This window comes from Bacillus sp. PK6-013 (genome assembly GCF_054161445.1).
The window spans coordinates 3,900,399-3,925,252 of the sequence record NZ_CP096417.1; the positions used below are offsets into that span (position 1 = coordinate 3,900,399).

23 protein-coding genes are annotated in these 24,854 nt (G+C 45.6%); 7 read left to right on the top strand and 16 right to left on the bottom strand.

Going from position 1 to position 24,854, the window contains the following annotated elements; all coding sequences use genetic code 11:
• Genes M1E03_RS19575 through M1E03_RS19585 form a run of 3 tightly spaced genes read right to left on the bottom strand, consistent with a single transcriptional unit; the run spans position 1 to position 5,137 of the window.
• On the bottom strand, positions 1 to 1,089 hold the full coding sequence (locus tag M1E03_RS19575; RefSeq protein ID WP_020450101.1) for an ABC transporter substrate-binding protein: 1,089 nt from the start codon (positions 1,087 to 1,089) through the stop codon (positions 1 to 3).
• Positions 1,086 to 3,080 (bottom strand): hydantoinase B/oxoprolinase family protein, encoded by a 1,995-nt coding sequence (locus tag M1E03_RS19580; protein WP_035337268.1) that lies wholly within the window; start codon positions 3,078 to 3,080, stop codon positions 1,086 to 1,088. The genes M1E03_RS19575 and M1E03_RS19580 overlap by 4 nt, the downstream gene beginning before the upstream one ends.
• 2 nt (positions 3,081 to 3,082) lie before the next feature.
• On the bottom strand, positions 3,083 to 5,137 hold the full coding sequence (locus M1E03_RS19585) for a hydantoinase/oxoprolinase family protein (RefSeq protein ID WP_020450099.1): 2,055 nt from the start codon (positions 5,135 to 5,137) through the stop codon (positions 3,083 to 3,085).
• Between the two features lie 403 nt (positions 5,138 to 5,540).
• Between M1E03_RS19585 and M1E03_RS19590 the strand changes: the two genes are divergently transcribed.
• On the top strand, positions 5,541 to 6,281 hold the full coding sequence (locus M1E03_RS19590) for a ribonuclease YeeF family protein (RefSeq protein ID WP_212110314.1): 741 nt from the start codon (positions 5,541 to 5,543) through the stop codon (positions 6,279 to 6,281).
• Between the two features lie 404 nt (positions 6,282 to 6,685).
• Here the strand turns inward: M1E03_RS19590 and M1E03_RS19595 are convergent, their stop codons facing one another.
• Together M1E03_RS19595 and M1E03_RS19600 are read right to left on the bottom strand one after the other, a co-directional pair.
• Positions 6,686 to 7,489 carry a serine/threonine protein kinase gene (locus M1E03_RS19595; RefSeq protein WP_458110571.1) on the bottom strand — a complete coding sequence of 268 codons (804 nt, stop codon included), beginning with the start codon at positions 7,487 to 7,489 and terminating at the stop codon, positions 6,686 to 6,688.
• Positions 7,490 to 7,494: 5 nt separating this feature from the next.
• Positions 7,495 to 7,665 carry a hypothetical protein gene (locus M1E03_RS19600; protein ID WP_023855671.1) on the bottom strand — a complete coding sequence of 57 codons (171 nt, stop codon included), beginning with the start codon at positions 7,663 to 7,665 and terminating at the stop codon, positions 7,495 to 7,497.
• Between the two features lie 302 nt (positions 7,666 to 7,967).
• On the opposite strand from M1E03_RS19600, the gene M1E03_RS19605 reads away from it, so the two are divergent.
• The gene (locus M1E03_RS19605; protein WP_020450096.1) at positions 7,968 to 8,414 is read left to right on the top strand and encodes a NucA/NucB deoxyribonuclease domain-containing protein; all 447 of its coding nucleotides are present in this window, start codon (positions 7,968 to 7,970) and stop codon (positions 8,412 to 8,414) included.
• A 17-nt stretch (positions 8,415 to 8,431) separates the two neighbouring features.
• Positions 8,432 to 8,830, top strand: coding sequence for a competence protein ComJ (locus M1E03_RS19610; RefSeq protein WP_023855672.1), 399 nt, complete (start codon positions 8,432 to 8,434; stop codon positions 8,828 to 8,830).
• Positions 8,831 to 8,869: 39 nt separating this feature from the next.
• Here M1E03_RS19610 and M1E03_RS19615 read toward each other — a convergent pair whose 3' ends face one another.
• From M1E03_RS19615 to M1E03_RS19625, 3 genes are all read right to left on the bottom strand, one after another.
• Entirely contained in the window at positions 8,870 to 10,306 is a 1,437-nt protein-coding gene (locus M1E03_RS19615) for a glycoside hydrolase family 1 protein (protein WP_020450094.1), read from the bottom strand.
• A gap of 68 nt (positions 10,307 to 10,374) precedes the next feature.
• The gene (locus tag M1E03_RS19620; protein WP_035337274.1) at positions 10,375 to 11,100 is read right to left on the bottom strand and encodes an AAA family ATPase; all 726 of its coding nucleotides are present in this window, start codon (positions 11,098 to 11,100) and stop codon (positions 10,375 to 10,377) included.
• Positions 11,101 to 11,195: 95 nt separating this feature from the next.
• Entirely contained in the window at positions 11,196 to 11,747 is a 552-nt protein-coding gene (locus M1E03_RS19625) for an NAD(P)H-dependent oxidoreductase (RefSeq protein WP_035337275.1), read from the bottom strand.
• A 183-nt stretch (positions 11,748 to 11,930) separates the two neighbouring features.
• Here M1E03_RS19625 and M1E03_RS19630 point away from each other — a divergent pair, with 183 nt between their 5' ends.
• Together M1E03_RS19630 and M1E03_RS19635 are read left to right on the top strand one after the other, a co-directional pair.
• Entirely contained in the window at positions 11,931 to 12,806 is an 876-nt protein-coding gene (locus tag M1E03_RS19630; RefSeq protein ID WP_026580508.1) for a transporter substrate-binding domain-containing protein, read from the top strand.
• 11 nt (positions 12,807 to 12,817) lie between these two features.
• Positions 12,818 to 13,501 (top strand): amino acid ABC transporter permease, encoded by a 684-nt coding sequence (locus M1E03_RS19635; protein ID WP_020450090.1) that lies wholly within the window; start codon positions 12,818 to 12,820, stop codon positions 13,499 to 13,501.
• Between the two features lie 945 nt (positions 13,502 to 14,446).
• Here the strand turns inward: M1E03_RS19635 and M1E03_RS19640 are convergent.
• The 3 genes from M1E03_RS19640 to M1E03_RS19650 form a co-directional block, all read right to left on the bottom strand.
• Positions 14,447 to 14,788 (bottom strand): DUF3147 family protein, encoded by a 342-nt coding sequence (locus tag M1E03_RS19640; protein ID WP_035337278.1) that lies wholly within the window; start codon positions 14,786 to 14,788, stop codon positions 14,447 to 14,449.
• Positions 14,779 to 15,207, bottom strand: coding sequence for a MarR family winged helix-turn-helix transcriptional regulator (locus M1E03_RS19645; RefSeq protein ID WP_025810789.1), 429 nt, complete (start codon positions 15,205 to 15,207; stop codon positions 14,779 to 14,781). The genes M1E03_RS19640 and M1E03_RS19645 overlap by 10 nt, the downstream gene beginning before the upstream one ends.
• An 86-nt stretch (positions 15,208 to 15,293) precedes the next feature.
• Positions 15,294 to 16,250 (bottom strand): acetylxylan esterase, encoded by a 957-nt coding sequence (locus tag M1E03_RS19650; RefSeq protein WP_103750328.1) that lies wholly within the window; start codon positions 16,248 to 16,250, stop codon positions 15,294 to 15,296.
• A gap of 185 nt (positions 16,251 to 16,435) precedes the next feature.
• Here M1E03_RS19650 and M1E03_RS19655 point away from each other — a divergent pair, with 185 nt between their 5' ends.
• Positions 16,436 to 17,341: a permease gene (locus M1E03_RS19655; RefSeq protein ID WP_458110572.1), complete on the top strand. Its 906-nt coding sequence runs from the start codon at positions 16,436 to 16,438 to the stop codon at positions 17,339 to 17,341.
• Between the two features lie 4 nt (positions 17,342 to 17,345).
• Entirely contained in the window at positions 17,346 to 18,191 is an 846-nt protein-coding gene (locus tag M1E03_RS19660; RefSeq protein WP_023855678.1) for a TIGR03943 family putative permease subunit, read from the top strand.
• A gap of 37 nt (positions 18,192 to 18,228) precedes the next feature.
• Here M1E03_RS19660 and M1E03_RS19665 read toward each other — a convergent pair whose 3' ends face one another.
• The 5 genes from M1E03_RS19665 to M1E03_RS19685 all read right to left on the bottom strand — a co-directional run bounded on the left by M1E03_RS19665 (position 18,229) and on the right by M1E03_RS19685 (position 24,839).
• Positions 18,229 to 19,473: a PucR family transcriptional regulator gene (locus M1E03_RS19665; protein ID WP_023855679.1), complete on the bottom strand. Its 1,245-nt coding sequence runs from the start codon at positions 19,471 to 19,473 to the stop codon at positions 18,229 to 18,231.
• Positions 19,474 to 19,634: 161 nt separating this feature from the next.
• Positions 19,635 to 21,050: a sodium/proline symporter PutP gene (gene putP / locus M1E03_RS19670; RefSeq protein ID WP_231692420.1), complete on the bottom strand. Its 1,416-nt coding sequence runs from the start codon at positions 21,048 to 21,050 to the stop codon at positions 19,635 to 19,637.
• Positions 21,051 to 21,212: 162 nt separating this feature from the next.
• Positions 21,213 to 22,763: an L-glutamate gamma-semialdehyde dehydrogenase gene (gene pruA / locus M1E03_RS19675; protein WP_103750330.1), complete on the bottom strand. Its 1,551-nt coding sequence runs from the start codon at positions 22,761 to 22,763 to the stop codon at positions 21,213 to 21,215.
• 23 nt (positions 22,764 to 22,786) lie between these two features.
• Positions 22,787 to 23,698, bottom strand: coding sequence for a proline dehydrogenase family protein (locus M1E03_RS19680; RefSeq protein ID WP_171866290.1), 912 nt, complete (start codon positions 23,696 to 23,698; stop codon positions 22,787 to 22,789).
• 370 nt (positions 23,699 to 24,068) lie between these two features.
• Positions 24,069 to 24,839 (bottom strand): nucleotidyltransferase domain-containing protein, encoded by a 771-nt coding sequence (locus tag M1E03_RS19685; RefSeq protein ID WP_026580500.1) that lies wholly within the window; start codon positions 24,837 to 24,839, stop codon positions 24,069 to 24,071.
• Positions 24,840 to 24,854 lie beyond the last annotated feature (15 nt).

Below are 24,854 nucleotides of genomic sequence, written 5' to 3' on the forward strand. Positions count from 1 at the left end.
CTATTTTCCGCCAAGTACTTGATTCCAGCGATTTGTCCAATCGCCTAGATCTTTTGCCGCGACTTCATAGTCAACCCATTTTAAATTCCTGTAATAGTCCTCCCCTACTTTAATCTTTCCTTTTAATTTATCGCTGTATTTCACTTTTTTATTGGCCATGCCGTAAAATGTTCTATCGGCAAAATCTCCTTGCACTTTTGGACTGAGCAGGTGATTTAACAGCTTGTATGCGTTATCCTGATTAGGGCTTCCTTTCATCAAAGCCCAGCTTGCAACTGCTGCGACGGCACCTTCCTCGGGATATGCAAATCCCAGGTCAAGACCGGCGTCCTGCAAAGAAAAAGCGCGTCCGTCCCAAAACGGGACAACCCATGCATCCCCGCGTTCCAAAAGCGTTTGTATCGAGCCCGGATTATCGGGATAGGCTGTTATGTTGTTCTTTAAATCCGTCAAACTGTTGAACGCTTTATCCACGTCTTTCCCATTTGACTCCAGGCCGCCCTGGGCATTGATTAATCCTACAAAAAACTGAAGTCCCGCCGAATAAGCCGGCGATGATATGGCCACATGACCTTTATAGCTGCTGTTCCAAAGATCCGTCCAGCGTTTAGGCTCCTGCGGTACAAGGTCCTTTCGGTAGACAATTCCGAGCTGCCCCATACTGAAACCGGCCGCATACTGCTTTCCATCATCAGTGAAGCGTTTCTGAACGGAATGATACAGATCGCGGACATTCGGAACCTTTTCCTGATCAATCGGCGCCAGTAATCCCGCCGACTGTGCCCTGTGAATCGTATCCGGCTGCAGGATTAAGAGATCATACGGAGCATTTCTGCCATTTGCAGCTTTGAGCTTTGTAAACCACTCAGAGTCTGTCCCTGCGACGACTTTGACCTTCAGCCCTGTTTCTTTTTCAAAAGATTCAAGGCTAGGCTTAATATGTTTTTCCCAATCGCCTCCATAGACGCCGATAACGACTGTATCTGATTGTTTGCTTTCCTGACTACCTTTTCCGCCGCAGCCCGAAAGAAGGAGCACCGCTACAAGAGACAGAATAAATAAAGCAGAAATTTTACTTTTCATTGTCATCTCACCATTCCCGTGTTATTTTTGCCAGCCAGTTTTTCCACAGCGGCCGCAACATCGCCTTTGCTGATCGAACCGTTATGTTCTTTTGAAAAATAACGGTGGACTAGATGTTTAACATGTGATCTTTGATGAGCCGGAAACTGTCGCAGAATCCGGGCCAATGTGCTGCTGGCTTCCTCTGTCCAGCACCGTTCGTATTCTTCTCTAGCAAGCCCGAAATCCCAATGTTTCCGAGGTTCGCCTGCTTTCTTTTTTCTGATTTCAGCTGTTTCTTCCAGATCAATAATGAATGAGCCTGCATCGTTTTCTTTTACAGCCGCGCCGTATTGATGGTATGCTGCTTCCGGGCTCAGCAAGCCCGATTCAACTTCCCTCAAAATCGATTCAGCTTCCCGGCTGTATGGATCTCCCCAGCCTCCGCCGCCAGGCGAATGAATGCTGATAACATCCCCTTTGTTGAGCTTTAGAACGTCGATCTTCGAAATCGTTTTCTCCTGAGGCTGCTCCGGATAAAGACGCACCCGTCCGAGCGCTCCTGCCGTTCCCCCGGCGAGCCCCCACGGATGAAATCGCATTCTCTCCATCCCTCTTGCGGTCACAATTGATTCTGGCGCCGTCGCTTCAAACTCCAGCCCGATTGCATGGCCGCCCCTGTGAAAACCGGCTCCGGCGGTATCTTTAATCAGCTCATAGCGGCGGACATGGATGTCAATGTGCTGTTCAAGGCTTTCAATCGGCGTATTTTTTAAAAATCCGGATGCATGGTCAATACCGTCTGCTCCGTCCATGTCATGCTGGCCGCCTCCTCCGCCTCCCATCGGTTCGACCACAGACATCTTCCGGCCGCCCGTTGATTCGCCGGGAACCGACAGTACGACAATCGCTGACTGACCGGCGCCTGCTGCAGGCACAGCTTTCGGAAGCGCCTTGGCCAAAGCGCCCAGTACGGCATTATAAAGTCTCATCGTAATCGAATGACGAATTCCGACGGCCGCTGGATATTCCGGATGAACCAGTGTACCTTTCGGAGCGATGACTTTGATCGGCCTTGTCAGTCCCCCGTTAACCGGAATATACGGGTCTTCACTTATGATAAAGTTGATCAGGCCCTGAAATAGAAATGAATGTTTGCTTCCATTAGTGACAAGGTTAAATGCGGTTTTCACCTGGGGATCACAGTCTGAAAAGTCCAATGTGATTTCCCCTCCCGAGACGTTTGCCGTAACAGCCAAGCGGATCGGAACGTCAGAAATCATATCGTCATCAAGATAGTCTGAAAAACTGTATGTGCCTTCCGGAATCCCGCTGATAACCCGGCCGGCTCTCATCGCTGCTTGTTCGAGCAAATCATCCATTCCTTGTTGGACCGCTTCTTTTCCAAACTTGCCGACCATCTCTGTCAATCGGTTCTCCGCCGTATTGACCGCGGCCACCATCGCATGAATATCCCCTTCATTTAAGTCGGGAACCCTGCTGTTTGCCCGCAGCACATTCAATATATCGCGATTTTCTCTTCCCGTTTTGTAAATTCTCACCGGCGGTATCCTCAGGCCTTCCTGATGGATGTCTGTCGCTGTCGGCGAAATGCTTGCCGGAACAAGGCCGCCGACATCGCTGCAATGGACAAAACACCACGCGTAACTGATGACCTCGCCCTCCATGAAAATCGGCTTCACTACATGTATATCAGGCAAGTGGGTCGCTAATCCGTCCGTTGTATAGGGATCATTTGTGAGGATAATGTCTCCCGGTTCAAATGGGCCGCTTTCTTCGATGATACGTTTTAATGAAAGGCCTAAAAAAATCGTGACGCCGACCGTTTTCGGATAAACGAAAAACTCCCCTTCCGGCGTCGCAAGCGCAGTAGCGAAATCAGCTGACTCTTTTACAAATGTGGTAAAGGACGTCCGTTCAATAACGTGTCCCATTCCCGCGGCTATCGCGTTAAAGTAGCTTCTCATCATTTCCAGCCGGGCAGGATCTGTGCGCATGGTCAGCTCTCCTTCCGTTCAATGATCAAATTTCCGGCATGATCAGTTTTTCCGCTCCAATTTGGCAAAATCAGCGTCGTTGTATCATCTTGCTCAACAATGGCCGGCCCATTTATTCTCTGACCGCAACTTAAATCTGAACGTTGGTATACAGCGGTTTGATATGTACCGCCTTTTATGATGATCTTTCTTTGGCTGACCGGTTCAGCCTCGGGCAGATCACTTCGGCCTCCTTTACCGCCTGGCGGCTTCGGTGTCTTGCCTATGATGCGGACGCGTATATTCATCAACTCAATGCTTGCTTTCTCATCGCTGTGTCCATATTGCTTTTCATGTAAGAGGTGAAAGGAGTCCGCGATTTCACTCGTGCTTTTGCCTTCCAGGCATTCCGGTGAAACAAGGAGCTCAATTTCGTATGCCTGACCTTTATAACGGGCATCAAGCAAGTAAAGAAGAGAGGTTTCCGGCAGCATCTCCGCCTGCTGTTTCCGCAGCCATGTTTCCGCTTGCTCTTGCAGCCTTACAAACTCCGCTTTTAACTCGGCCGTTTTTATTTGTTCAAGCAGCACCTGTCTTGAACATACAGCATCATAAATAAAATCCGCCGTCAGTGCGCCCAAAGCGGACAAGGTTCCCGGATGCGGCGGGATCAGCACATTTTTGGCCTGAATTTCCTCAGCTAAAAAATTAGCAGTGACCGGTCCTGCGCCTCCAAAGGCCATGAGGCTGAATTCACGCGGGTCAAACCCGTTTTGCTCCATAACATTGCTTAGTTCCGTGTACATATTGGCAAGCGCAACCTGAATCATCTGATCCGCGGCCTGCTCCACATCTGTGCCTAAATATTCGGCAACCGGGAGGAGCGCTTTTTCGGATCTTTCCCGGTACAGTTTCATATTTCCTGATGCAAACCGGTTTGGATTTAAATAATGACATATAAGAAACGCATCTGTAAGTGCGGCCTTTGTTCCTTTTCCGTAACAAGCCGGCCCCGGATCAGATCCAACTGACTCCGGTCCTACTTTCAAGAGACCGCCGCTGTCAATCCATGCCACCGACCCTCCGCCAGCACCGATCGAATACATCGCTACAGACGGAATCGTAATCGGAAATCCAGAGATTTGATTTGACTGTGTAAAAGTCGGCTCCCCTTCTTCAACAATCGAAATATCCGCGCTAGTTCCTCCGACATCAAATGTGATGATATTCGCCTCTCCGGCGGTTTCCGCCGTTCTGATGGCACCGATGACCCCTGCTGCCGGTCCGGAAAAAAGCGTTTTGACAGGTGCCTCGGCAGCCGATTCAATGTCCATCAGTCCTCCGTTAGACTGGGTGATAAACGGCTGCGCTGAAATTCCTTCCAGGGCGAGCCTCTCTTTCAGCGTTCGAAAGTAGTGATGGACATTCGGTTTGATGTATAGGTTTGCGACGGCCATAACCGTCCGTTCGTATTCCCTCATTTGCGGCCAAAGCTCCGCAGACGTTGCAACCTCAAGCTCAGGTGCTATTTGTCTGATCCGTTCTGCAGCCTGGCGTTCATGAAGCGGATTCCGATAGCTGTGCAAAAAAGAAACAACGATTCCTTTTAATCCTTTTCTTAAAACTTGTCCAACCGCCTCATCGATCTCTTCCTTATGGAGCGGCAGCTTTTCAGAGCCGTCATAAAGCATTCTTTCTTGAATGGGAAACACGTTTTTCCGGGGAATAAGGGGCTCCGGCATTCTCGATCTAAAATCGTACGGTATCGGAAGCCGGAGGCGTTGAAGCGAAAGAATATCACGGAAACCTTCGGTTACGAATAAAGCAATATCAGCCCCTTTGCGTTGTAATAATGTGTTCAAACCGATTGTCATGCCGTGTACGAAGTGATGAATTTCTGAAGGGTGAACACCCTGGGTCTTCAAGAGAGCCAAACCGTTGATGATCCCTTGGGCCGGATCTTCGGGAACGGTCGGCGTTTTAACTGCGGTCATGCTCCCGTCCGCCTGGTTTAACAATGTAAGATCGGTAAAAGTTCCTCCAATATCAATTCCAAGCCGGTAACCTTCTTCATTCAATCCCGATCCCCCCTTTTAAAAATATCCTTTTTTAAAAATATTTTACTATTATACTAATCAAGCATGAGAAAGTAGTCAATTATGTTTAATTACAATATTCCGAGTCTTTTTTATTTAATATTTAATTTTAAGATACCATATCATCACATTTTCAATTGTGTTGTTCACAGTATTTCACATTTTTAGTTGTCTGCTTTTCTTCAGTCCGACGACACAACTCCGCCATAAAAGGGACTAATTAACTATTAAATCAAAAGTCTCCTATCACGACAAAAAGCCTAAAGAGCTTACAAATTTGATCACAAAGATTCATTTTCATGGATATTCAGGATTTATTGCCCAATCCCCTGTGACAAAGTGGTACACTCTGTACTATATAAGTCGCAGGAAGGGCAGATTTCCAATGAAAGTCTACGAAGCGGAAACCCTATTATCAGCTATGAAGCAAAGATCTGATGAATATAAAAACTTGAGAGAACAGCTCGTCAGCTTAAAACAATCGTTAAACAGCGTCACAGAACTTGATGAGTTCCAAGGAAAAGGCGCTGATGCCATTAAAGCGTTTTACAGAGACCAATCAGGGATCGTAGACGGCTGGCTGGATTTAGCTGATATGCAGATTCAGTTTCTGAATGGTGTATCTGCTGCGGCCGAAAATGCCGGACTTTCAGAGGACACATTCGTTGATGTTCAATTTCTTGAACAGGAGCTTGCAAATGTCCACATTCACTCTCAAAACATGGTCTCTGCACAGCAACAAGAACTGTCGAATATTTTAGGACAGATTGATGATTTAATATCGCTACAGCCATTCTCTTCCGATGAAATCAAACAGCAGCTCGATGCTGCAAATCAAAACAGAAAAGACACGATTAAAGCTGTCGAGGATCTTGACGGGCTGCTCAAAAGAGAATACTCGGCCTCTGAGCAAATTCAGCAAATGATCCAGTCCGACTACTCCGCCTTGATCGACGCAACAGGAAAAGGGAAAAATGCATCTCAGCTAAACTACAATTCACATATCTATCAAAACAGCGAAGTCTACAAACTGAAACAGCGTATGCATCAAGAGGCTAGAAGCTACATCGCAAATAAACAAAAACAGTATGAAACAAAAAAAGCCGAAAAAGCAGAGGAACTTTAGGCTTTCAAATTGTTTAAAACCCCGTTTTCACAACGGGGTTTTTTGTTCATCTTGTCAAAACGTCTCCGTCTTAACCGATATGTATATACTGGTGAAACAAAAGGAGGAATGCAGTAAAAGAGAAAACGATTTAAATTGAAAATGGGGACAAAAATTAATCTTCTCGCGTTGACAAAATCCCAAAACGACTTTTAGTTTTGGGATTTTGTCATCCTTTCAGCGTGACCCGCATCCCTTACAGTCTAGGAAGGCCGAGCATCGGAGAAGACTTTCACAGGATATAATGACGCGGTATTCAGGCAGGAGCCTCAGAACGTCAGCCTCCCGATCCTCCTTCTATTCGTCAGACCGACTTAGCAGGCCTGACAACGACTGCGAGGGTTTGTCGACACGCTGGGCTGTCGTTAAAACGGCTGCTTCATCTTTTTCGCCGTACAGGAAGTCAAGTCGCCGATAATATCTTCTGCACGCTCATACGGCTGATCAATTTGCAACATCTTCCTCAGAACGGATGTAAACCCGGACGATAGGCAGAGTTCTTCTTCCCAGCTTTTTTCTTCCTCGCCGGACGGAGTTAACTCGGAGTACAGGAGAAACAATGCGAAATGTCCCAGCGCATAAAAGTCACTTTTGACGGAAACAGCACGCATCAGCCTTTTTTCCGGGTGCCGGTCATCAACACGTTCTCTTTCAGTCAGATGGCATGCCAGTCCGAAATCTATAATGCGGATCGTTCCTCCGCTCACAATCAAATTGGGAATTCTCAAATCGCGGTGAATAATCCCTCTCCTGTGAAGAAATGAAACGCTGTGAAGCACTTCCTTCAATATGCTGATCGTTTGCTGTTCATCAAAGACATGTCCATCATAAAAGAGCAAATCTTCAAAGGTTTTTCCTTCGATATATTCCATTACGATAAACCGCTCGCCGGCCGCTTGAAGCACCTCATATATACGGGGCGCGGCAGGCAGATCCAATTCCCGCAAAATTTCAGCCTCGCGGTTGAAAGACCTCCGGCCGGCTGATGTCCATGCTTTTGTCTTTCTCTGCTGCTTGATGACGCGGAAACCGGCTCTCCCAAGTTCTTCGGCAAGATATGTGATACCGTAGCTGCCCATCCCGAGCACACGGTTGATTCGATATCTCCCCTCCAAGACGGTTCCTTTTTTGAGCGGGCGGTCAAACAGCCATCTCATCAATGTTTTCACGCGATTTAGCTGCTGCCGAAAAATTTCTTATGCTTTCTTTTGTAATGGTGATGACCGTAACCTTTTCTTTTATAATCGCTGCTGCTGTATTTTTTGTATGATTTCCGTCCGTAGTCACTGCTGCTGTATCGTCGGTTTTTACCGTTTTGAAGTGCCTTCAATAGCTTACGAAGCAACTCAGTCAGCTCCTTTTCTGTCTTGTATTTCATATCATTCGCGCAGGAAAGCTTGATAAAGGGGGCTCGAAAGTTTTTCTTCCATATGAGAAATTTAAATTTTGAACCTCTAAAACCTTCTAAACGAACCGGCAAAATTTTAAAAAAAGGCGATATGATAGACTAAAATTCAGCTTTTCAGGAGGAAAAACCTATTAATCTCCCCTTTATTTCTCAAATCATTTTTACGATAATAAAGTTGTATTTACTTCCGGCCCGCTGCGGCTGAGTGATTCAACTTATAAGAAAGCAGGACAACACGAATGGACAAAATTAAATCTTTGCTGATCACCTTGCTCGCCGTCGCCGTCGTGATCATCGGCATTATATCCGGCGATTTTTTCACTTCAGAACACCAGCCTTCAGGCCGGCAAAACGGCTCAGACTATGATGAAGTGCTGATTTTCCCGTCGGACCGCTATCCTGAAACAGGCGCGCACATTCGAAAGGCCATCAAGAAAGGGCATTCTAAAATCTGTACGATCGACAGGGACGGAGCCGACGAACGCCGAAAGGAATCGTTAAAAGATGTTCCTTCCAAATCGGGCTATGACCGCGACGAGTGGCCGATGGCCATGTGCGAAGAAGGCGGAACAGGTGCTTCCGTCGAGTATATCAGTCCTTCTGATAACCGTGGAGCAGGATCTTGGGTGGGCAATCAGGTAAGCGATTATCCGGACGGCACGAAAATACTTTTCAAGATTAAATAACACTGGAGGTACGTTCTTTGATCAAAAAGTGGGAAGCAGAAGAAATGACGATGTCATACCATCAGTTTACCGTTTATCAAAAAGGCGGAAAGCCGCCCGTTATGGATTGGACAGACGAGGATATTAAAAGAGGCTACACAGCGGGAGAACACGCGGTCTCGTTTGAAGCTCTCGATAATACGGCATCATTAGTAGAAGTTCGTTTGAATGTCCAGGAACAGGTTCCCTCCTTTAACAGGCGCGTCACCGTTTCTTTCGACGTGCTTCATGGCGGGGTCGAAATTGCAAGCGTCCTATCCAAGAAATTGTCATGCGACATCCCGCAAGGCGTCTATCAGCTGACATGCTATACGATTATGCCTGATCAAAGCAGCACTGCGAAGATCACCTATATTCTCGATTTTAAACAGGCCTGATCAAAGAATAAAGGCGCCGGTGTCACCGGCGCCCTTCTCCTAAAGCTCTTCCCCGTTTGTCTGAATGACATTTTGGTACCAGTAAAAGCTGTCTTTTTTAATCCTCTTCAAGTCCTTTACATTCTCTTCATCACGATTAATATAAACGAAACCGTATCTCTTCTGGTAGCCGTTCAGCCAGCTCAATAAATCTGTAAAAGACCAGCTGCAGTAGCCGATTAAATCGACTCCGTCGTTTAAAGCCTGTCTGCACTGTTCAAGATGCGCACGCAAGTAGGCAATTCTGTAATCATCATGAATTGTGCCGTCATTTTCAACCTTATCGAATTCCCCAAGCCCGTTTTCCGTTATGAAAAGCGGAAGCCCGTAGCGGCTGGAAATCCTGCGAAGCCCGATTCTTAGACCGATCGGGTCAATGGCCCAATCCCAATTCGATGTCTCAAGATGAGGATTCCTCTTTGTTTTGTATAAACCGGGCATACCTGTTTCCTGGTTGCTGCCCTTTTGGCCGGTCGTATTCATCTTTCCTTCCGCTACTCCGTCTAGAGGATTCATTTCATATGTGATGGTTTGATAATAATTCACACCGACGAAATCAGGTTTTCCTTTTGCTAAAAGCTCCATATCCCCCTCCTCAATTGTCGGCGCCCAGCCTTTTTCCTTCAGATATTTCAAAGGAATGCCCGGATATGTTCCCCGGCAATACACATCAAGCCACCAATAATTTGTAAATTCCTCAGCATTTTCGAAAGCGAGGATATCATCCGGACGGCTGGAGAGCGGATATGCAGGCGAATAAGCAAAACTCGGTCCGATTTTTCCATCGGGAACATACCGGCGAAAAGAATCGATTGCCTTTGCATTCGCCAGAAATGCAATATGGTTAGCCTCATAGAAGCGTTTCCTGTCCTTCACACCCGGAGGATGCATCGCTGTGATAAAGGCATGATTAAAATTGTAATTTTGCTCGTTAAGGGACACCCAATATTTGACCCTGTCCCCATACCGCTTATAGAGCGTCACGCAATACGTATTGAAATCCTCTATAATCCTTCTGGATTCAAAGCCGCCGTATTCATCCATTAAAGCCTGGGGAAGATCCCAATGATAAAGCGTCAAAACGGGTTCAATATCATGAGCAAGGAGCTCATTAATCAAGTCATCGTAAAATCTCAAGCCCGCTTCATTGACTTCTCCCCTGCCTTGGGGAAAAATCCTCGGCCAGCTGACTGAAAAACGGTATGCTTTTAACCCCATCTCGGCCATTAAAGCAACATCTTCTTTAAAACGGTGGTAATGGTCGACCGCAATGTCTCCATTGCTTCCTTTAAACGTTTTGCCGGGAATCTTTGTGAACACATCCCAAACCGAGAGGCCTTTGCCGTCTTCCTTCCAGGCTCCTTCGATCTGATAGGCTGCTGAAGCTGATCCCCATAGGAAATGGTTTGGAAATGGGCGTAATTGCTGATGAATCATATGGCTCACTCCTGTTTCGTATTTTGATCCGGATGCACTTTATCATATCCTATGAAACGCGTTTCAGATCAAACATCATCTAAAAACAGCTCCGCCAGAAGCTTTTCCCGGTGCTGAAGAAAATACTTGGTTAAGGTGTAATGATCCGTATCCTCATAGTTCAGTTCAGTGATTTGTTCACCATCAAAACTGAAGATGTCGGCTTCCGGATACCCTAATAAAATGGGGGAGTGAGAGGCGATAATAAACTGAGCTTGGTTTGATTTCGTCAAATCATGAAGAATTTTCAAAAATGCCAGCTGTCTTGCCGGGGACAAAGCAGCTTCAGGCTCATCGAGAAGATAGATACCCTTCTCTTTAAAACGATGTTTGAAAAGCGATAAAAAAGATTCACCGTGTGATTGCTCGTGAAGAGATCTGCCTCCGTAGCCTCGAAAACCGGTGATGTCTACTTCATCAATATGAGTGGCAAAATGATAAAAAGATTCGGCGCGCAGAAAAAAGCCGTTTGTTACTTTAGGAAGCCATGACAATCTAATATAGTCTCCCAAATCCGAACCGGAACCGTACACTTCATATGTATTATTTCTTCCCCCGCCAGCCGTGTTAAATTCGCATTTATCTGCGATTGCTTCAAGCAGCGTCGATTTGCCTGATCCGTTTTCCCCCACAAAAAATGTTACGTTTTTTTGAAACGTCAGTTCTTTTAAATGTTGAATAGCAGGAATTGAAAATGGATATTTTGCATAAGAAGGAACTTTTTCCCGAAGTAAAGTCAGCTTTTTTAAAAACATGCGAGCACCCCCTGCTTTGCTTTTACTCAACTGTATCACGTTTTCTTAGCGGATAACGAAAAAAGAGGTTTGCGCCTGAGCACAAACCTCTTGACTTAAATCGAAAATACTTCTTTTAAATGGGCGTCCAAATCAGCTAAATATTGATCTACTTGCGGATTGCTGATGACATCATGAACAGAGAATGTTTTTAAAGGCTTCATGCCGACGAATTCCTGCATTTTGTGCAAATGAAAGAGCGCTTCATCAAGGCTTTTACCTTCGAAGAATGTCCCCTCTTTGGAGAATACATCCTTGGGCGCGTTCCATGTGGTTGAAAACATATACTTTTTGTCTGTAAACAGCCCGCCTCTGCCGTAGTCTTCAGACCCTTGATAAAAAAGCCCGTACTCATAAATTTCATCAATATATTTTTTAAATAAAGCAGGAACACTGAACCAGTAAACAGGCGTCTGATAAATAACAGCATCAGCCCACTTGAATTTCTCGTGCTCCTCAGGGATTTGATATCCGTCTGCCACCACTGTTTTTTTCACTTCATATTTTTCACCCAGCTTGTCCGCCAACGCTGTAAAAATAGTGTGATTAAGCTGTCCTCTTGCATGGGGATAGGCTTCATGTCCGTTGATGATTAAAATATTTTTCATCTTTTCTTATCCTCCTTGTGTTTCAATTTACCAATATCTTTATGATTCCATCTTTCACCTTAAAAAGTAAAGCAGGTTGCACTATCAATTATTTTATTTTTTCCCAATACTAATTATCTTATTGCCTAATCCCTACTTCAGTGCTATGGTTTACTTGACTAAAGGAATAGGAGGATTTTTTAAGTGAATAAATTGCATACGTATAAGCGCATTACATTGTTGATAACGGTGTTAGCGCTCGCTCTTATAACAGCTGCATGCAGCACTACTCAAAATAAGGCTGAAAATCAAAAAACAGCCTGGGATGAGATAAAGGAAAAAGGGAAGATCGTTGTGGCGACTTCGGGAACCCTTTATCCTACTTCATATCATGACACTGATTCCGGCAAAGACAAGCTGACCGGCTACGAAGTGGAAGTCATCCGTGAAGCGGCTAAACGGCTCGACCTGGATGTCGAATTTAAAGAAATGGGCTTTGACGGCATGCTGACGGCGGTCGGGAGCGGACAAGTGGACGCTGCTGCCAACGATATTACAATGACCGACGACCGCAAAGAAAAGTTTTTGTTCTCTACGCCTTATAAATATTCATTCGGAACGGCTATCGTCCGCAAAAAAGATCTATCAGGCATCCACACGCTTGAAGATTTAAAGGGAAAGAAAGCCGCTGGCGCAGCTACGACAGTTTACATGGATATCGCGCGCCAATACGGAGCTGAGGAAGTCATTTACGACAACGCAACAAATGACCAATTTTTAAAGGATGTAGCGAATGGAAGAACCGATGTCATCTTAAACGACTACTACCTTCAAAAACTCGCGCTCGCCGCAATGCCTGATCTGGATCTGACTATTCATCCCGATCTTAAATACTATCCGCATCAGCAAGGCATGATCATGAAAAAAGGAAACGCAGAACTAAAAAAACAATTCGACAAAACGATTGACGAAATGCTGAAGGACGGCACAATCAAAAAGATTTCGAAAAAGTTTTTCGGCGGTGCCGATGTTTCGAAAAAGCAGGATATCGACTTTGTCGATGTCGATGTGAATAAATAGAGGGATGTCAATTGGGCTCTATTCAATGGGAGTATATTTTTAATGCAGAATTGGCTGCGAAATCGTTTCCTTATGTGATGCAAGGCATATGGAATACGCTTTTTATTTCATTTGCGAGCATGTTTGCCGGTTTAATTCTCGGTTTTTTCATCGCGCTTGGGCGCATGTCGGAGATCTCTTTGCTTCGTTGGCCGGCAAGAATCTATATTTCGTTTATGAGAGGCGTTCCGATCCTTGTCATTCTATTTATTCTTTATTTTGGTTTTCCTTATATCGGAATCCAATTTACGGCTTTGACTGCTGCCTTAATCGGCTTCAGCATGAACAGCGCCGCATACATTGCCGAGATTATCCGCTCGGCCCTGTCGTCCGTTGACAGAGGGCAGTGGGACGCTGCAAAATCGATCGGCTTTTCCTACTGGCAGACGATGTGCCACGTGATTGTCCCTCAATCGGTTAGAATTGCACTCCCGCCTCTTGCAAACGTAATGCTTGATCTCGTTAAAGCGTCTTCCCTCGCCGCCATGATCACCGTGCCTGAATTGTTTCAACAGGCAAAAATCGTAGGCGGACGGGAGTTCGACTATATGACGATGTATATTTTAGTTGCCTTGATTTACTGGGCCGTTTGCTCGGCGATCGCTTTGCTCCAGGATTTCCTGGAGAAGCGGACAGAGGTTTATATCAAAAAATAGCAAGAAGCTGCCGGGTGCTCCGGCGGCTTTCCATACTGTGAAACGGAGGCGGTATTATCCATATCCTCAGATCGACTTATTTTCACGCAGATCACCTTTATACGATCGACAGAAACAAATTAAGCTATCAAACCGATCCATCAGGCCATTTCCAAGCATCATACGTCTGCTGCAACCATACGAATGCCGAAGACCGCATCCATATATCCGTTTTCTTTGAAGGAAATGACCGGCCCTCGCAAACCTTTCCATCCATCGTTCCCGCTCATTCGTCCAAGGAAATCAAAATCAGGTTCCAGCATGTTCCTGCGGGCAGACACATCGTTTATATCATCACCCAGTCCTTCATGTTCGACCTAAAGGCTGAGCACGATTGCAAATGGAATCGGGATGCCGACGATGTAGCACCCTACTATTTTGAATTGATTTCACATGCCCCGCATTCTGACCGGCTCTCGACTCATCCTGCTTGCATTGAACCTGTTAACTGTCAAATGAACAGCGGCAGCCCATCTCAAACAAGATTGATTTACTTGTCTGACAAAGCAGGAAACCCGGTTAAAAAAAACGGCCGAGAAGATCTGTATATCTCTTTGGTCAACCAGGAAGCGCATCGTTTAAAGGGCTATTTATATTGCTTTGAAAACGGGGAATATCAAAAGTTCATGGTCAGTCAATCTAAAGCTCAAGCATTCTCCTATGAACTCGCTCCTGAAACCGTCCAGACTTATCCGATAAACTTAAAAATACTCGGGAACCATTATTTCCGATTTCTGTCGACATCCATCCCACCCGAGGGGCCATACAGAGACGTTCCTTTTCCGGCGAGGATGATTTATTACTCCAAGCTTTATACGTGACAGTCTCATACAGGGGGGTATGCCGCTCCCTGATCGTTTCAGCCGCTTGTGCGGCAGCACAAGCGGCTTCTTATTCCATTCCCCTTCACCCGAATATCGCATGGATGAGAGCCTTTTGCAGCATTAAACACCCGCCCCATCCGCATACTCCAAACACAACAGAAATGACAACCGGAAATGATGCTTTTAAACTCAAAACCACGATCAAAAGGAGAACCGCCGTGGCGGGAAACCCCCATAGCACGCCTTTCGCGAATTGGCTTAAATGCTTTAAAGATTCCCCTTGTAAACTAAGCCAAAATAAACTCAGCAGACTGACAAGAGGCAATGCCGCAATCATTCCGCCCATTTCAGGCGATTTTCGTGCAATTTCGGTTATAATGGCGATCAATATTGCAGAAACCCCGATTTTCACTATTAAAAACATGATTTTGCCTCCCGGCTCAACAAGGAAAATGCTGTTTTAATCATTTCGACTTCTTCCTCATTTAATTGCTCCAGCACCTTTTGCAGTTTTTTCGGATGAAGTCTCGTATGCCGTTTCACTGCTTCTTCACCTTCAGGCGTTAACGTGACGTAGACTTTGCGTTCATCGCTGCTGTCCCGGTTTTTCTGTACAAGTCCTTTTTGTATCAGTCTTTTCACATGTTCTGATGCCGTATTATGAGAGACATCCAATAATTTTGCTAAATGGCCAATGGTCACCAAGCGGTTTTTTTCGATATGCTGAAGCATTCGAACCGCGTGGTGAGACAAATGATCATCATGCTTTGTGTGCAGATGGTAGTAAATATCCGTCCAGTCCTGATTCATCATTTCTATGATTTTCTCTGTATTCATTTTCATCACCCTCTCTAATTATATCTTATAATACGATATATTCTTAAATCAAGACATAAAAAAACCCGGCTTCACCGGGTGTTCACTTTTATTCATTTCAGGTGCTTTCTCAAAAACGCCAGCTTTTCGGTTTGGAACGGCGGGATGTATTCGTGTCCAAAATAGCGGTACACTTTTATTTCTTTATCCGTTTTCAAGTGATTGTAAGCCGCAAAGACGGTGGATGGCGGTGTGATGGTGTCAACCAGTCCGATCGACATGAGAACGGGCGCTTTGACCGCTTGAGCAAGGTTCATGATATCAAAATAAGACAGGGTCCGCATGGCCGCCTGTTCAATATTCGGGCTGGTGTTTCTTCTGAAAAAGGAGTTGATTTCGAGATAAGGCTGGTCGATCGCTATATCGATCGCTCGTTGAAAATTGCTTAAATAAGGGTATTCGGACACGGCTGCTTTTGGAATATCGGACAGCGCCGAAACCGCGACAGCCAGCCCGCCTCCTTGGCTTGCCCCGATCACTCCGATCCGCTTTTCATCGACTTCAGCAAAACCGCTGACCACTTCGACTGCTCGTACGGCATCTAAATAGACCCCTCTGTAGTAATATGTTTTCGGATCGAGGATTCCTTTTGTCATCCAGCCGGGTACATGTCCGTGTTGAGAGGTCTCTGTATCTTCACTGCTGCTCTGCCCGCGGACCAGCATACCGAATGCCGCATAACCGTGAAGAGCCCAATTGACAATATCATGAATGTCTCCGTCATAGCTGGCGTTATAGCCGTGATATTTGACGATCGCAGGATGCGGCCCTTGGCGGTCGGGTACTGCACACCAGCCTTTGATTCGCGCTCCCCCGGTGCTTCTGTATGTAAGCCAGTAGACTTTTACCCCGTCAGCCGGATATTCATGCGGTTCAAGCTCAGGCTCCGCTTTTATATTTGACAATTCCTCCAATGAACCCTTCCAGAACTCTTCAAAATCAGCCGGTGCCGTCCGTTCCGGTTTATACTGGTAAAGCTGTTCTAGCGGCATATCATAAGGCTGCTGCATCTTGTCTTTCCCCTCTTCTTTTCATTTTTTGAATATTCTTATCATAACATTCCCCTTCAAGGCTGTGTATGGATTTTATATGTATTGATTCTGTCACTTCTGCTCCTCCCATTATCTGACCCCGCCGCACAAAACCGCTTTTTCAATTTATGTTATAATGCTAGATTGAAACTAAAAATACACATTTGCGCGGAGGTTTTTTTGTGGCTTCACAATCCTTTCTGCAGCTGAACTCAATATTTATCAGTATATTAATAGAAGCGATTCCGTTCGTTTTGATCGGGGTTTTTATATCAGGTTTGATTCAAATGTTTGTGACGGAGGAGATGATGGCGAAAATCATCCCGCAAAACCGATTTCTCGCCGTTTTGTCAGGGACATTTGCCGGGGTATTGTTTCCGGCTTGCGAGTGCGGCATCGTTCCGATTGCCCGCAGGCTGCTTTTAAAGGGCGTACCGCTTCACGCAGCGGTCGCCTTCATGCTGACGGCCCCGATCATCAATCCGATTGTGTTATTCTCGACATTCATCGCTTTCGGGAACAAATGGGATGTTGTGTTCTATCGCGGCGGGTTGGCGATTGCGGTGTCTCTCATTGCCGGGCTGATCATCTCTTATCAATTTAAAGGGAATCAGCTGATCGAGAACGGGACACGCGGCCATCACCACCATACCCATGCGAACCAGTCTTTCCTGCAAAAGCTCGGCGGGACGCTCCGCCATGCAGTTGACGAGTTTTTCTCAGTCGGAAAATATTTGATCATCGGCGCATTTGTCGCAGCGGCAATGCAGACGTATATTAAAACATCTACCCTTTTGGCGATCGGGCAGAATGATGTGTCTTCATCCCTTGTTATGATGGGGTTGTCATTTGTGCTGTCCCTTTGTTCAGAGGTCGACGCTTTTATTGCTTCTTCTTTCAGCAGCACGTTTTCACTCGGCTCACTTATCGCCTTTCTTGTATTCGGAGCGATGGTGGACATTAAAAATCTGCTGATGATGCTCGGCATCTTTAAAAAACGTTTTGTGTTTGTCTTAGTCGCCTACATCGCCGTTATTGTCTTAGCCGGATCACTGTTGGTAAAGGGGTGAGAACATGTTTCGCACATTCATTTTAATGTTGTTTACGTTTTTCTTTTTTCATCTTCATGCATCCGGCAATCTGACAAAATATATTAATATGAAATATGCTTACCTTTCATACATCGCTATTTTTCTTCTGGCCATTTTGACAGCGGTGCAATTCTACATTTATATGAAAGGCTCAGACGAAAAAGGATGTGACCGCGACTGCGGATGCGGCCATGATCACGATCATGAAAAAGATAAGCCTTTTCTGAAAAGGATGTTCATTTATTTCGTGTTCATCTTCCCTTTATGCACCGGACTTTTTCTGCCGGCAGCGACGCTTGATTCCAATATCGTCAAGTCGAAGGGCTTCTCGTTCAAAGCGATCGAACAGCCGGAGCATTATGCCCAAACCCAGTACCTGCGCCCTGATACAAGCATCTACTACGGCGAGGAAGGGTACGATGAATTGATGAATAAAGCGCTGAAAAATTATAAAGGAAAACAGCATATTTCATTAAAAGACGATGATTTTTTGAAGGGCATGGAAACGATCTATCAATATCCGGGAGAATTCCTTGACCGAACGATCGAATTCGACGGTTTTGCCTTTAAAGGGGAAGCGATCAATGATAAACAGCTGTTTGTTCTCCGCTTCGGAATCATTCATTGCATCGCCGACTCGGGAGTCTACGGTATGCTGGTCGAATTCCCTGAACATACGAATATTAAAGACGATCAGTGGCTCCATGTAAAAGGAACGCTGTCTTCCGAATACTATCAGCCTTTCAAATCTACGATTCCTGTGATGAAGGTGAAGGATTGGTCTCCTATAAAAGAGCCAAAAGATCCTTACGTTTATCGGACATATTAAAAGCCGGCACTTCATGCACCGGCTTTTCTTTTTCTGTTTACGATTTGTAGCCTGCTTTCTTCATCAGCATTAAATCGATAAACAATTGACATCTAGTATTAAAATCATTGAGATCGATCGATGTCATTTCTAATATTTGTTTGATACGGTAGTTGAGCGTGTTTTGGTGGATAAACAGCTGTTCTGCGGATGGCTTGACCTTGCAGTTGTTGACGAGATAAATTTCAAGCGTTCTCAAAAATTCGGTGTGGCTTTCTTTATCTTTTTCTTTCAGCAGCTGAAGGTCCGGGTTTACATATTGCAGATGATCGTTTTTTGCGGCGATTTGGTCAAGATACCTGAAAAGCCCGAGCTTTTGGTATTCATAGGGAATGTGTTCCTGGCTTCCCGTGATTTCAGCTGCTTTCGTCACTTGGAGCGCCTCTCTGTAGCTTCTGCCAAGGGACAGCGGGCTGCTGTACTCATTGCCGACCCCGATTAAAATAAGAGGCAGCATTTGCGAGCGCAAATGGGTCAACAGACGGTTGATCAGTTCTGAGGCCGCAGCCAGCGCGGAACGCTTGCGCGACACACTGCCGACAATGATGGCGATATTCGAATGATCCTCCAATACGTGACTGATATTATCTTTCAGGTTTAAATAAGACCGGATCGTTTCCTTCAGATCCTCGAGCAGTTCATCCTCCCCGTCAACGACTTGAAGCACCATGACGGTAAACACGGCCGGCAGGACAACGCTCGCCTTATCGGCGGCGGCTTTCAGCTCTTTTTCCGTTTGAAACTGATCGTTAATTGCCTTTTTGTAAAGCTCTTCCGCCTGTTCTTCTTTTTCTTGTTTGAGGCGTTTTTTCTTATAAATGATCTTCCCGACATGAAAGGATGCTTTGTATAAGAAATCAAGCTCTTCATCAGACAGGTCGTCTTCAATCTCCTGCACCCAGATATAGCCCATAATTTCGTCTTTATACTTGGCGCTGACGACAACCCGCTGGTTTAACCCGATTTCTTCAATCTGTTTTACCCTAAAAGGAGTCGGAATCGTTTTCAATTGATCAATAATGCCTTCTTCGACGAACTTTTCAAAGATCGGCAGCGGACATTTTTTGGAGAAAATCGTTTGCTGGTTTGCTGCATCAAAATGGTTAATATAATAGGAGTTATAAGCTAATAAGAAAAAATCTGCGCTTTCCAGTATGACCGGCTTTTTCAGCTCGCCGCTGATAAAGTCAATGATCTCATTAATGTTTGAAAGAGAAACAACTTGTTCTAATAGCTCTTCCATATCCTTTCTCCTACTCGTTTTTAACTTAATCATACTTCTCCTTTACACTCTTGTATAGACTTATATGCGACTTTTAAAAAAATGGGATCAATCCCCTGTTAGAAGGGGGGAGAAGGCCTATAAAAAGAGAGACGGAGAATGGTTTCCCATCTCCATCATCGTTACAGTGTTTGTTTGTATTGCTCGAATTCATCAAGCACCTGCTGCTCCGGTTTTGATGTCAATAGACTGACGACAAACACAAACAGCAAGCTGGCGGCAAAGCCCGGAATCATTTCATAAAGAACATCGGAAAGTCCGGCTTCCGCCCAAATGATGACGGTAACTGCTCCGGCAACCATTCCGGCAAGCGCCCCCCATTTTGTCATCCTCTTCCAAAACAAACTTAAGATGATCACTGGGCCGAACGACGCGCCGAAACCCGCCCAAGCATAGCTGACAAGACCGAGAATCGTATTGTTTTTTGTCCAGGCGAGACAGAGTCCGACAATGGAAACCGCCAAAACCGAAAGCCGTCCGAAAAAGACGAGTTCTTTGTCAGATGCAGAGCGTTTAAATAGCGTTTTGTATAAATCTTCAGTTAGAGAACTTGATGTAACTAGCAGCTGGGAGGAAATTGTACTCATAACCGCTGCTAAAATCGCCGAGATTAAAAAGCCTGTGATCAGAGGGTGAAACAGGATGTTCCCCAATTGAATGAAGATCGTTTCCGGATCATCCAAGTGAAGCCCGTTCTTCGAGTAATACGCAATACCGAGCAATCCGGTCAGCAGTGCGCCCGCACTTGAAAAGATCATCCAACCCATGCCGATCCGGCGCGCTTTCTTCGTTTCCTTGACAGAGGATATCGCCATAAAGCGCACGATAATGTGAGGCTGTCCAAAGTAGCCGAGGCCCCATGCAAACAAGGAGATGATGCCGAGGACACTCGTTCCTTTAAAAATATTGAGGAGGTTAGGATCGATCGACTGGATTTCGCTGAAGGCTTCTATCGGTCCCCCCGTCTGAATGAACGTAACAACCGGAACAAGAACTAACGCGACAACCATAATGATACCTTGGACAAAGTCCGTCCAGCTGACGGCCAAAAACCCGCCGAAAAGCGTGTAAGCCACGACGACACCCGAAATGATCCACAGCCCTGTATGATATTCCAAATGAAACATGCTGTTAAATAAAACGCCGCCGGAAACCATTCCTGATGATACATAAAACGTAAAAAAGGTAATAATAACGACTCCGGAAAATATCCGCAGGATCTTTGATTTGTCATGAAAGCGGTTTTCTAAAAATGCAGGGATGGTAATCGAATTGCCTGCTACCTCGGTGTATGACCTTAAGCGCGGCGCCACAAAAATCCAGTTTGCCCATGCGCCGAGCACTAGGCCGATGACAATCCATGAACCGCTCAGGCCTGTTGCAAACATGGCGCCCGGCAGCCCCATCAAAAGCCAGCCGCTCATGTCTGATGCGCCGGCGCTGAGCGCCGTGACAGCAGGCCCGAGCGTCCGTCCGCCAAGCATATAGTCTGAGAGGTTTGCTGTCCGTTTGTAAGCGTAATACCCAATATAAAGCATCCCTAACATGTAAATTACGATGGAAATGATCAATTGTGCGTTCTGAATAAGAATCTCCCCCCAAGATGCCGTTTATCTAAATTTTTAGACTAATTTCTCTTTTTTTGAAGGCAGCCTATGAAAGGCTGCCTTCGTCCCCTGTTTAATCCCTTTTCTTACACCTTAAAACGTTTCACTGATCGTTTTCGCCTGCATATGAAGCGCAAGATAATCAGGGCCGCCCGCTTTAGAATCAGTTCCCGACATTTTGAAACCGCCAAACGGATGGTAGCCGACGATCGCCCCTGTACAGTTGCGGTTGAAATACAGATTTCCGACATGGAATTCTTGTTTTGCTCTGTTGATATGGTCGCGGTTTTTAGTAATGACCGCGCCTGTCAGGCCGTATTCGGTGTTGTTGGCAACTTCCAGCGCCTCATCAAAGCTGCTGACTTTTGAGAAAGCAACAACAGGTCCGAAAATTTCTTCCTGCATTAACCGGGCTTTCGGATCCAGATCGGCAAAGATCGTCGGATCGATGAAGTAGCCTTTTGAATCATCGCCTTTTCCTCCGCTGACTAAGCGGCCTTCTTCTTTTCCGATTTCGATATAGTCCATGATTTTATTATACGATGCCTGGTCGATGACAGGTCCCATATAAACGTCCGCGCTGTCAGGCTCTCCGACTTTCTTGGACTCCGTAATTTCGATTACGCGCTTCAATACTTCGTCATATACCTTTTCATGCACGACAGCCCGTGAACCTGCTGAACATTTTTGGCCTGCAAAGCCGAAGGCAGATGTGAAAATTGATTGTGCAGCCAATTCAATGTCACAATCCTCATCAACGACGACCGTATCTTTACCGCCCATTTCAGCAATCACTTGTTTTAAGTGTTTCTGACCAGGCTGAACCTTCGCTGCGCGCTCAAAAATGCGCGTTCCGACTTCCCTTGAACCTGTAAACGTAATGATGCTTGTTTTCGGATGATCCACCAGGTAATCCCCGACTTCAGCTCCGCTTCCAGGGACGAAGTTAACTACTCCTTTTGGAAGTCCGCTTTCTTCAAGCACTTCAACGAACTTGGCAGCAATGACAGGCGCTGCGCTTGCAGGCTTCAGAACAACCGTGTTTCCTGTCACGATCGGCGCAACCGTCGTTCCGGCCATGATCGCGAAGAGGAAGTTCCAAGGCGGAATAACAACCGTTACACCAGTCGGTGTGTACACATATTGATTTCGTTCGCCTTCACGGCTGTTAACCGGCTTTCCTTTCGCAAGCTCAATCATTTGCCGCGCATAGTATTCCATAAAATCGATCGCTTCTGCCGTATCCGCATCCGCTTCATTCCAAGGTTTACCTGCTTCTTTGACTAGAAGCGCAGAAAACTCATGCTTTTTGCGGCGCACATTGGCAGCCGCGCGGAATAAAACAGCCGCTCTTTCTTCAGGATCTGTGTATCTCCAAGTTTCAAACGCTTTCGCAGCCGCCTGAATGGCCTTTTCCGCATGATCCTGAGTAGCCTTGGATACCGTGCCTACAACTTCTTCTTTGTTTGCAGGATTGATCGATACGATCTTGTCTTCCGTTTCATACCTTTCTCCATCGATAACAAGAGGATAGGACTGACCCAGCCATTCGTTATTTACCGTTTCCAGAGCTTTTTCGAATGCCTTCCGGTTTTCTTCGATCCCGAAATTTGTAAATGGTTCGTGTTTGTAAGGTGTTGTCATGCTAATCTCCCCTTTTTATCGTTTTATTTCTTCGTCATGCCTTTAAACGCAAAAGCGATGTTGGCAGGCCGTTCGGCAAGCCGTCTCATAAAGTATCCGTACCAGTCGTCTCCGTAAGGAAGATACACACGCATATTGTAGCCTTCCTTCACCAGTTCCACCTGAGTTTTGCTGCGCATCCCGTACAGCATTTGAAATTCGAAGCGGTCTTTGCCGATTTGATGCTCTTTCGCAATTTCTTTGGTGTAATCAATCATCTTGTCGTCATGAGTTGCGATGGCTGTGTAATGGCCGCTCAGCAGCTGCTTTTTAATGAGCTTTTTGTAATTCTCATCCACATCTTTTTTGTCAGGAAACGCCACTTGCGGCGATTCTTTATAAGCTCCCTTCACAAGTCGGAAAAACGGATTATACGGATTAAGCTCCTCCAAATCCTGTTCGGTCCGGTACAAGTAAGCCTGCAGGACCGTGCTGACATACTCGTATTTCTGCCTGAACTCCTTAAAGAGGTCAAGCGTCTTTTGGCAGCGCACTTCATCTTCCATATCGATTGTGACCATCACTTTGTGCTGTTCGGCACATTCCAGAATGCTGGTCATATTATCCCTGACAAGGTCAAGGTCAATATCGAGCCCCAGTGACGTCATCTTTAATGAAACATGTGAATTAAGCTGTTCCTGAGCAATCAGCTGAATGGCCCGAATGCATTCCTGCGTGCGTTCCCTTGCGACTTCCCTGCTGTCTACAAATTCGCCCAAATGATCAACTGTGACAGTCAACCCTTGTTCGTTCAGCCCCTTAATAATCGGAATTGAAGCTTCAAAATCTTTTCCTCCGATAATTTTTCCGGTCGCGACGGAACTCCCCCAATTTCTCGCCAGGCGATTCAGGATGCTGCTTTTAGATAAGAATAGGAAAAAGTCTCTTGTTATCACTTCCATTACTCACACCCCGCCATCTCATGAAATATTTCTTTATATTCTTAATTTTATAAGAGCAAAGGGTCGATTCACAATATTTCGAAAAAACAAAAAAGCTGACGATTTTTGTGGTTTTTCCACAATGTTTTACATCTGCTGGGATTTTTTCAGAAACTTTCTTCCTAAAACTTGGATGGTATACGACAATAGAATCAGGAAGAAACTTCGGTAAAGAACAGGATGCGTTTTCGGCGAACCCGTTTTTGCGAATGCCCTTTCTGCCGTTCCGCGCCGCTTTATTTGAAAACGCTTTCTGTTATACTCAACCATTTCCCTATGAATGCAAAGAAAAAACCCTTTAAGAATACTTAAAGGGAATACTATGTTATGCCCACACCTCGTCTAGCGTTTCTCTAAACAGCCGGTCAAGCTCCTGCGTCAGATCTTCATGATCTGTTTTATATGCTTTGGCAACCGTCTGAAGCCGCTCCAATTCACGATCAATAAATGCGTGGAGGATAGGGTTTTGAGGTTCAAGATTGAACTCCTCCCCTTTCTTTTTCCTCTCAAGCAGCTGTTGGATTTCCGTTTTCAGCGGTCCATCTTCCGTAAGTTCGTCAAGCAAAACCTGAAATTCAATCGGAGGAACCGTCCGGCGGCTTTCAATCCACTGACAAGCCAGAATTGGGCGGAGCACATAAAAATATTTTTTGATTTTCACTTCTTCCCGCTGCAGATAGTGGCGGAAATTCCCTGATGCCATATTGAGATAATGGTACATGCAGGAGACTGGAGAAAAGGCGCGGCTTTTCAGCCGCCTCATGTTTTCCGCCAGCGAATAGGCTTCATAATAAACCGTTCCCGAGGAAAGCCATTCGAGAAGCGGAGGGTTTGATTTCCTAAACAGTCTTAACGCTTTTGTCAGCTCCCAACCGCTGATATCGAGAGAATCGTCAATCGGCAGTTCAATCACATCGCGCTTTGCATCAATTGACAGATACCAGTCTTTTTGATGGACATAAATAAATCTGACATCGTAATCACTGTCCTGTGAGGGAAAGCCCCAGGCTCTGCTGCCCGATTCAACCGCATAGAGGATTTTAACACCGTATGTCGCTTCAATGTTTTTCAGTTCTTCTTGAATTCGCTGTTTCATAATAAGTGCACCGCC

Bases quoted from the DNA above. Each gene is read 5' to 3' on its own strand.
- M1E03_RS19640 (WP_035337278.1), bottom strand. From the start codon at position 14,788: ATGTTTTTAATAGTGAAAATCGGGGTTTCTGCAATATTGATCGCCATT.
- M1E03_RS19620 (WP_035337274.1), bottom strand. From the start codon at position 11,100: ATGTTTTTAAAAAAGCTGACTTTACTTCGGGAAAAAGTTCCTTCTTAT.
- pruA (WP_103750330.1), bottom strand. From the start codon at position 22,763: ATGACAACACCTTACAAACACGAACCATTTACAAATTTCGGGATCGAA.
- M1E03_RS19590 (WP_212110314.1), top strand. From the start codon at position 5,541: ATGAAAGTCTACGAAGCGGAAACCCTATTATCAGCTATGAAGCAAAGA.
- M1E03_RS19575 (WP_020450101.1), bottom strand. From the start codon at position 1,089: ATGACAATGAAAAGTAAAATTTCTGCTTTATTTATTCTGTCTCTTGTA.
- M1E03_RS19625 (WP_035337275.1), bottom strand. From the start codon at position 11,747: ATGAAAAATATTTTAATCATCAACGGACATGAAGCCTATCCCCATGCA.
- M1E03_RS19660 (WP_023855678.1), top strand. From the start codon at position 17,346: ATGTTTCGCACATTCATTTTAATGTTGTTTACGTTTTTCTTTTTTCAT.
- M1E03_RS19615 (WP_020450094.1), bottom strand. From the start codon at position 10,306: ATGATTCATCAGCAATTACGCCCATTTCCAAACCATTTCCTATGGGGA.
- M1E03_RS19580 (WP_035337268.1), bottom strand. From the start codon at position 3,080: ATGCGCACAGATCCTGCCCGGCTGGAAATGATGAGAAGCTACTTTAAC.
- M1E03_RS19650 (WP_103750328.1), bottom strand. From the start codon at position 16,250: ATGCAGCAGCCTTATGATATGCCGCTAGAACAGCTTTACCAGTATAAA.
- M1E03_RS19685 (WP_026580500.1), bottom strand. From the start codon at position 24,839: ATGAAACAGCGAATTCAAGAAGAACTGAAAAACATTGAAGCGACATAC.
- M1E03_RS19665 (WP_023855679.1), bottom strand. From the start codon at position 19,473: ATGGAAGAGCTATTAGAACAAGTTGTTTCTCTTTCAAACATTAATGAG.
- M1E03_RS19605 (WP_020450096.1), top strand. From the start codon at position 7,968: ATGGACAAAATTAAATCTTTGCTGATCACCTTGCTCGCCGTCGCCGTC.
- M1E03_RS19645 (WP_025810789.1), bottom strand. From the start codon at position 15,207: ATGAAAATGAATACAGAGAAAATCATAGAAATGATGAATCAGGACTGG.
- putP (WP_231692420.1), bottom strand. From the start codon at position 21,050: ATGCTTTATATTGGGTATTACGCTTACAAACGGACAGCAAACCTCTCA.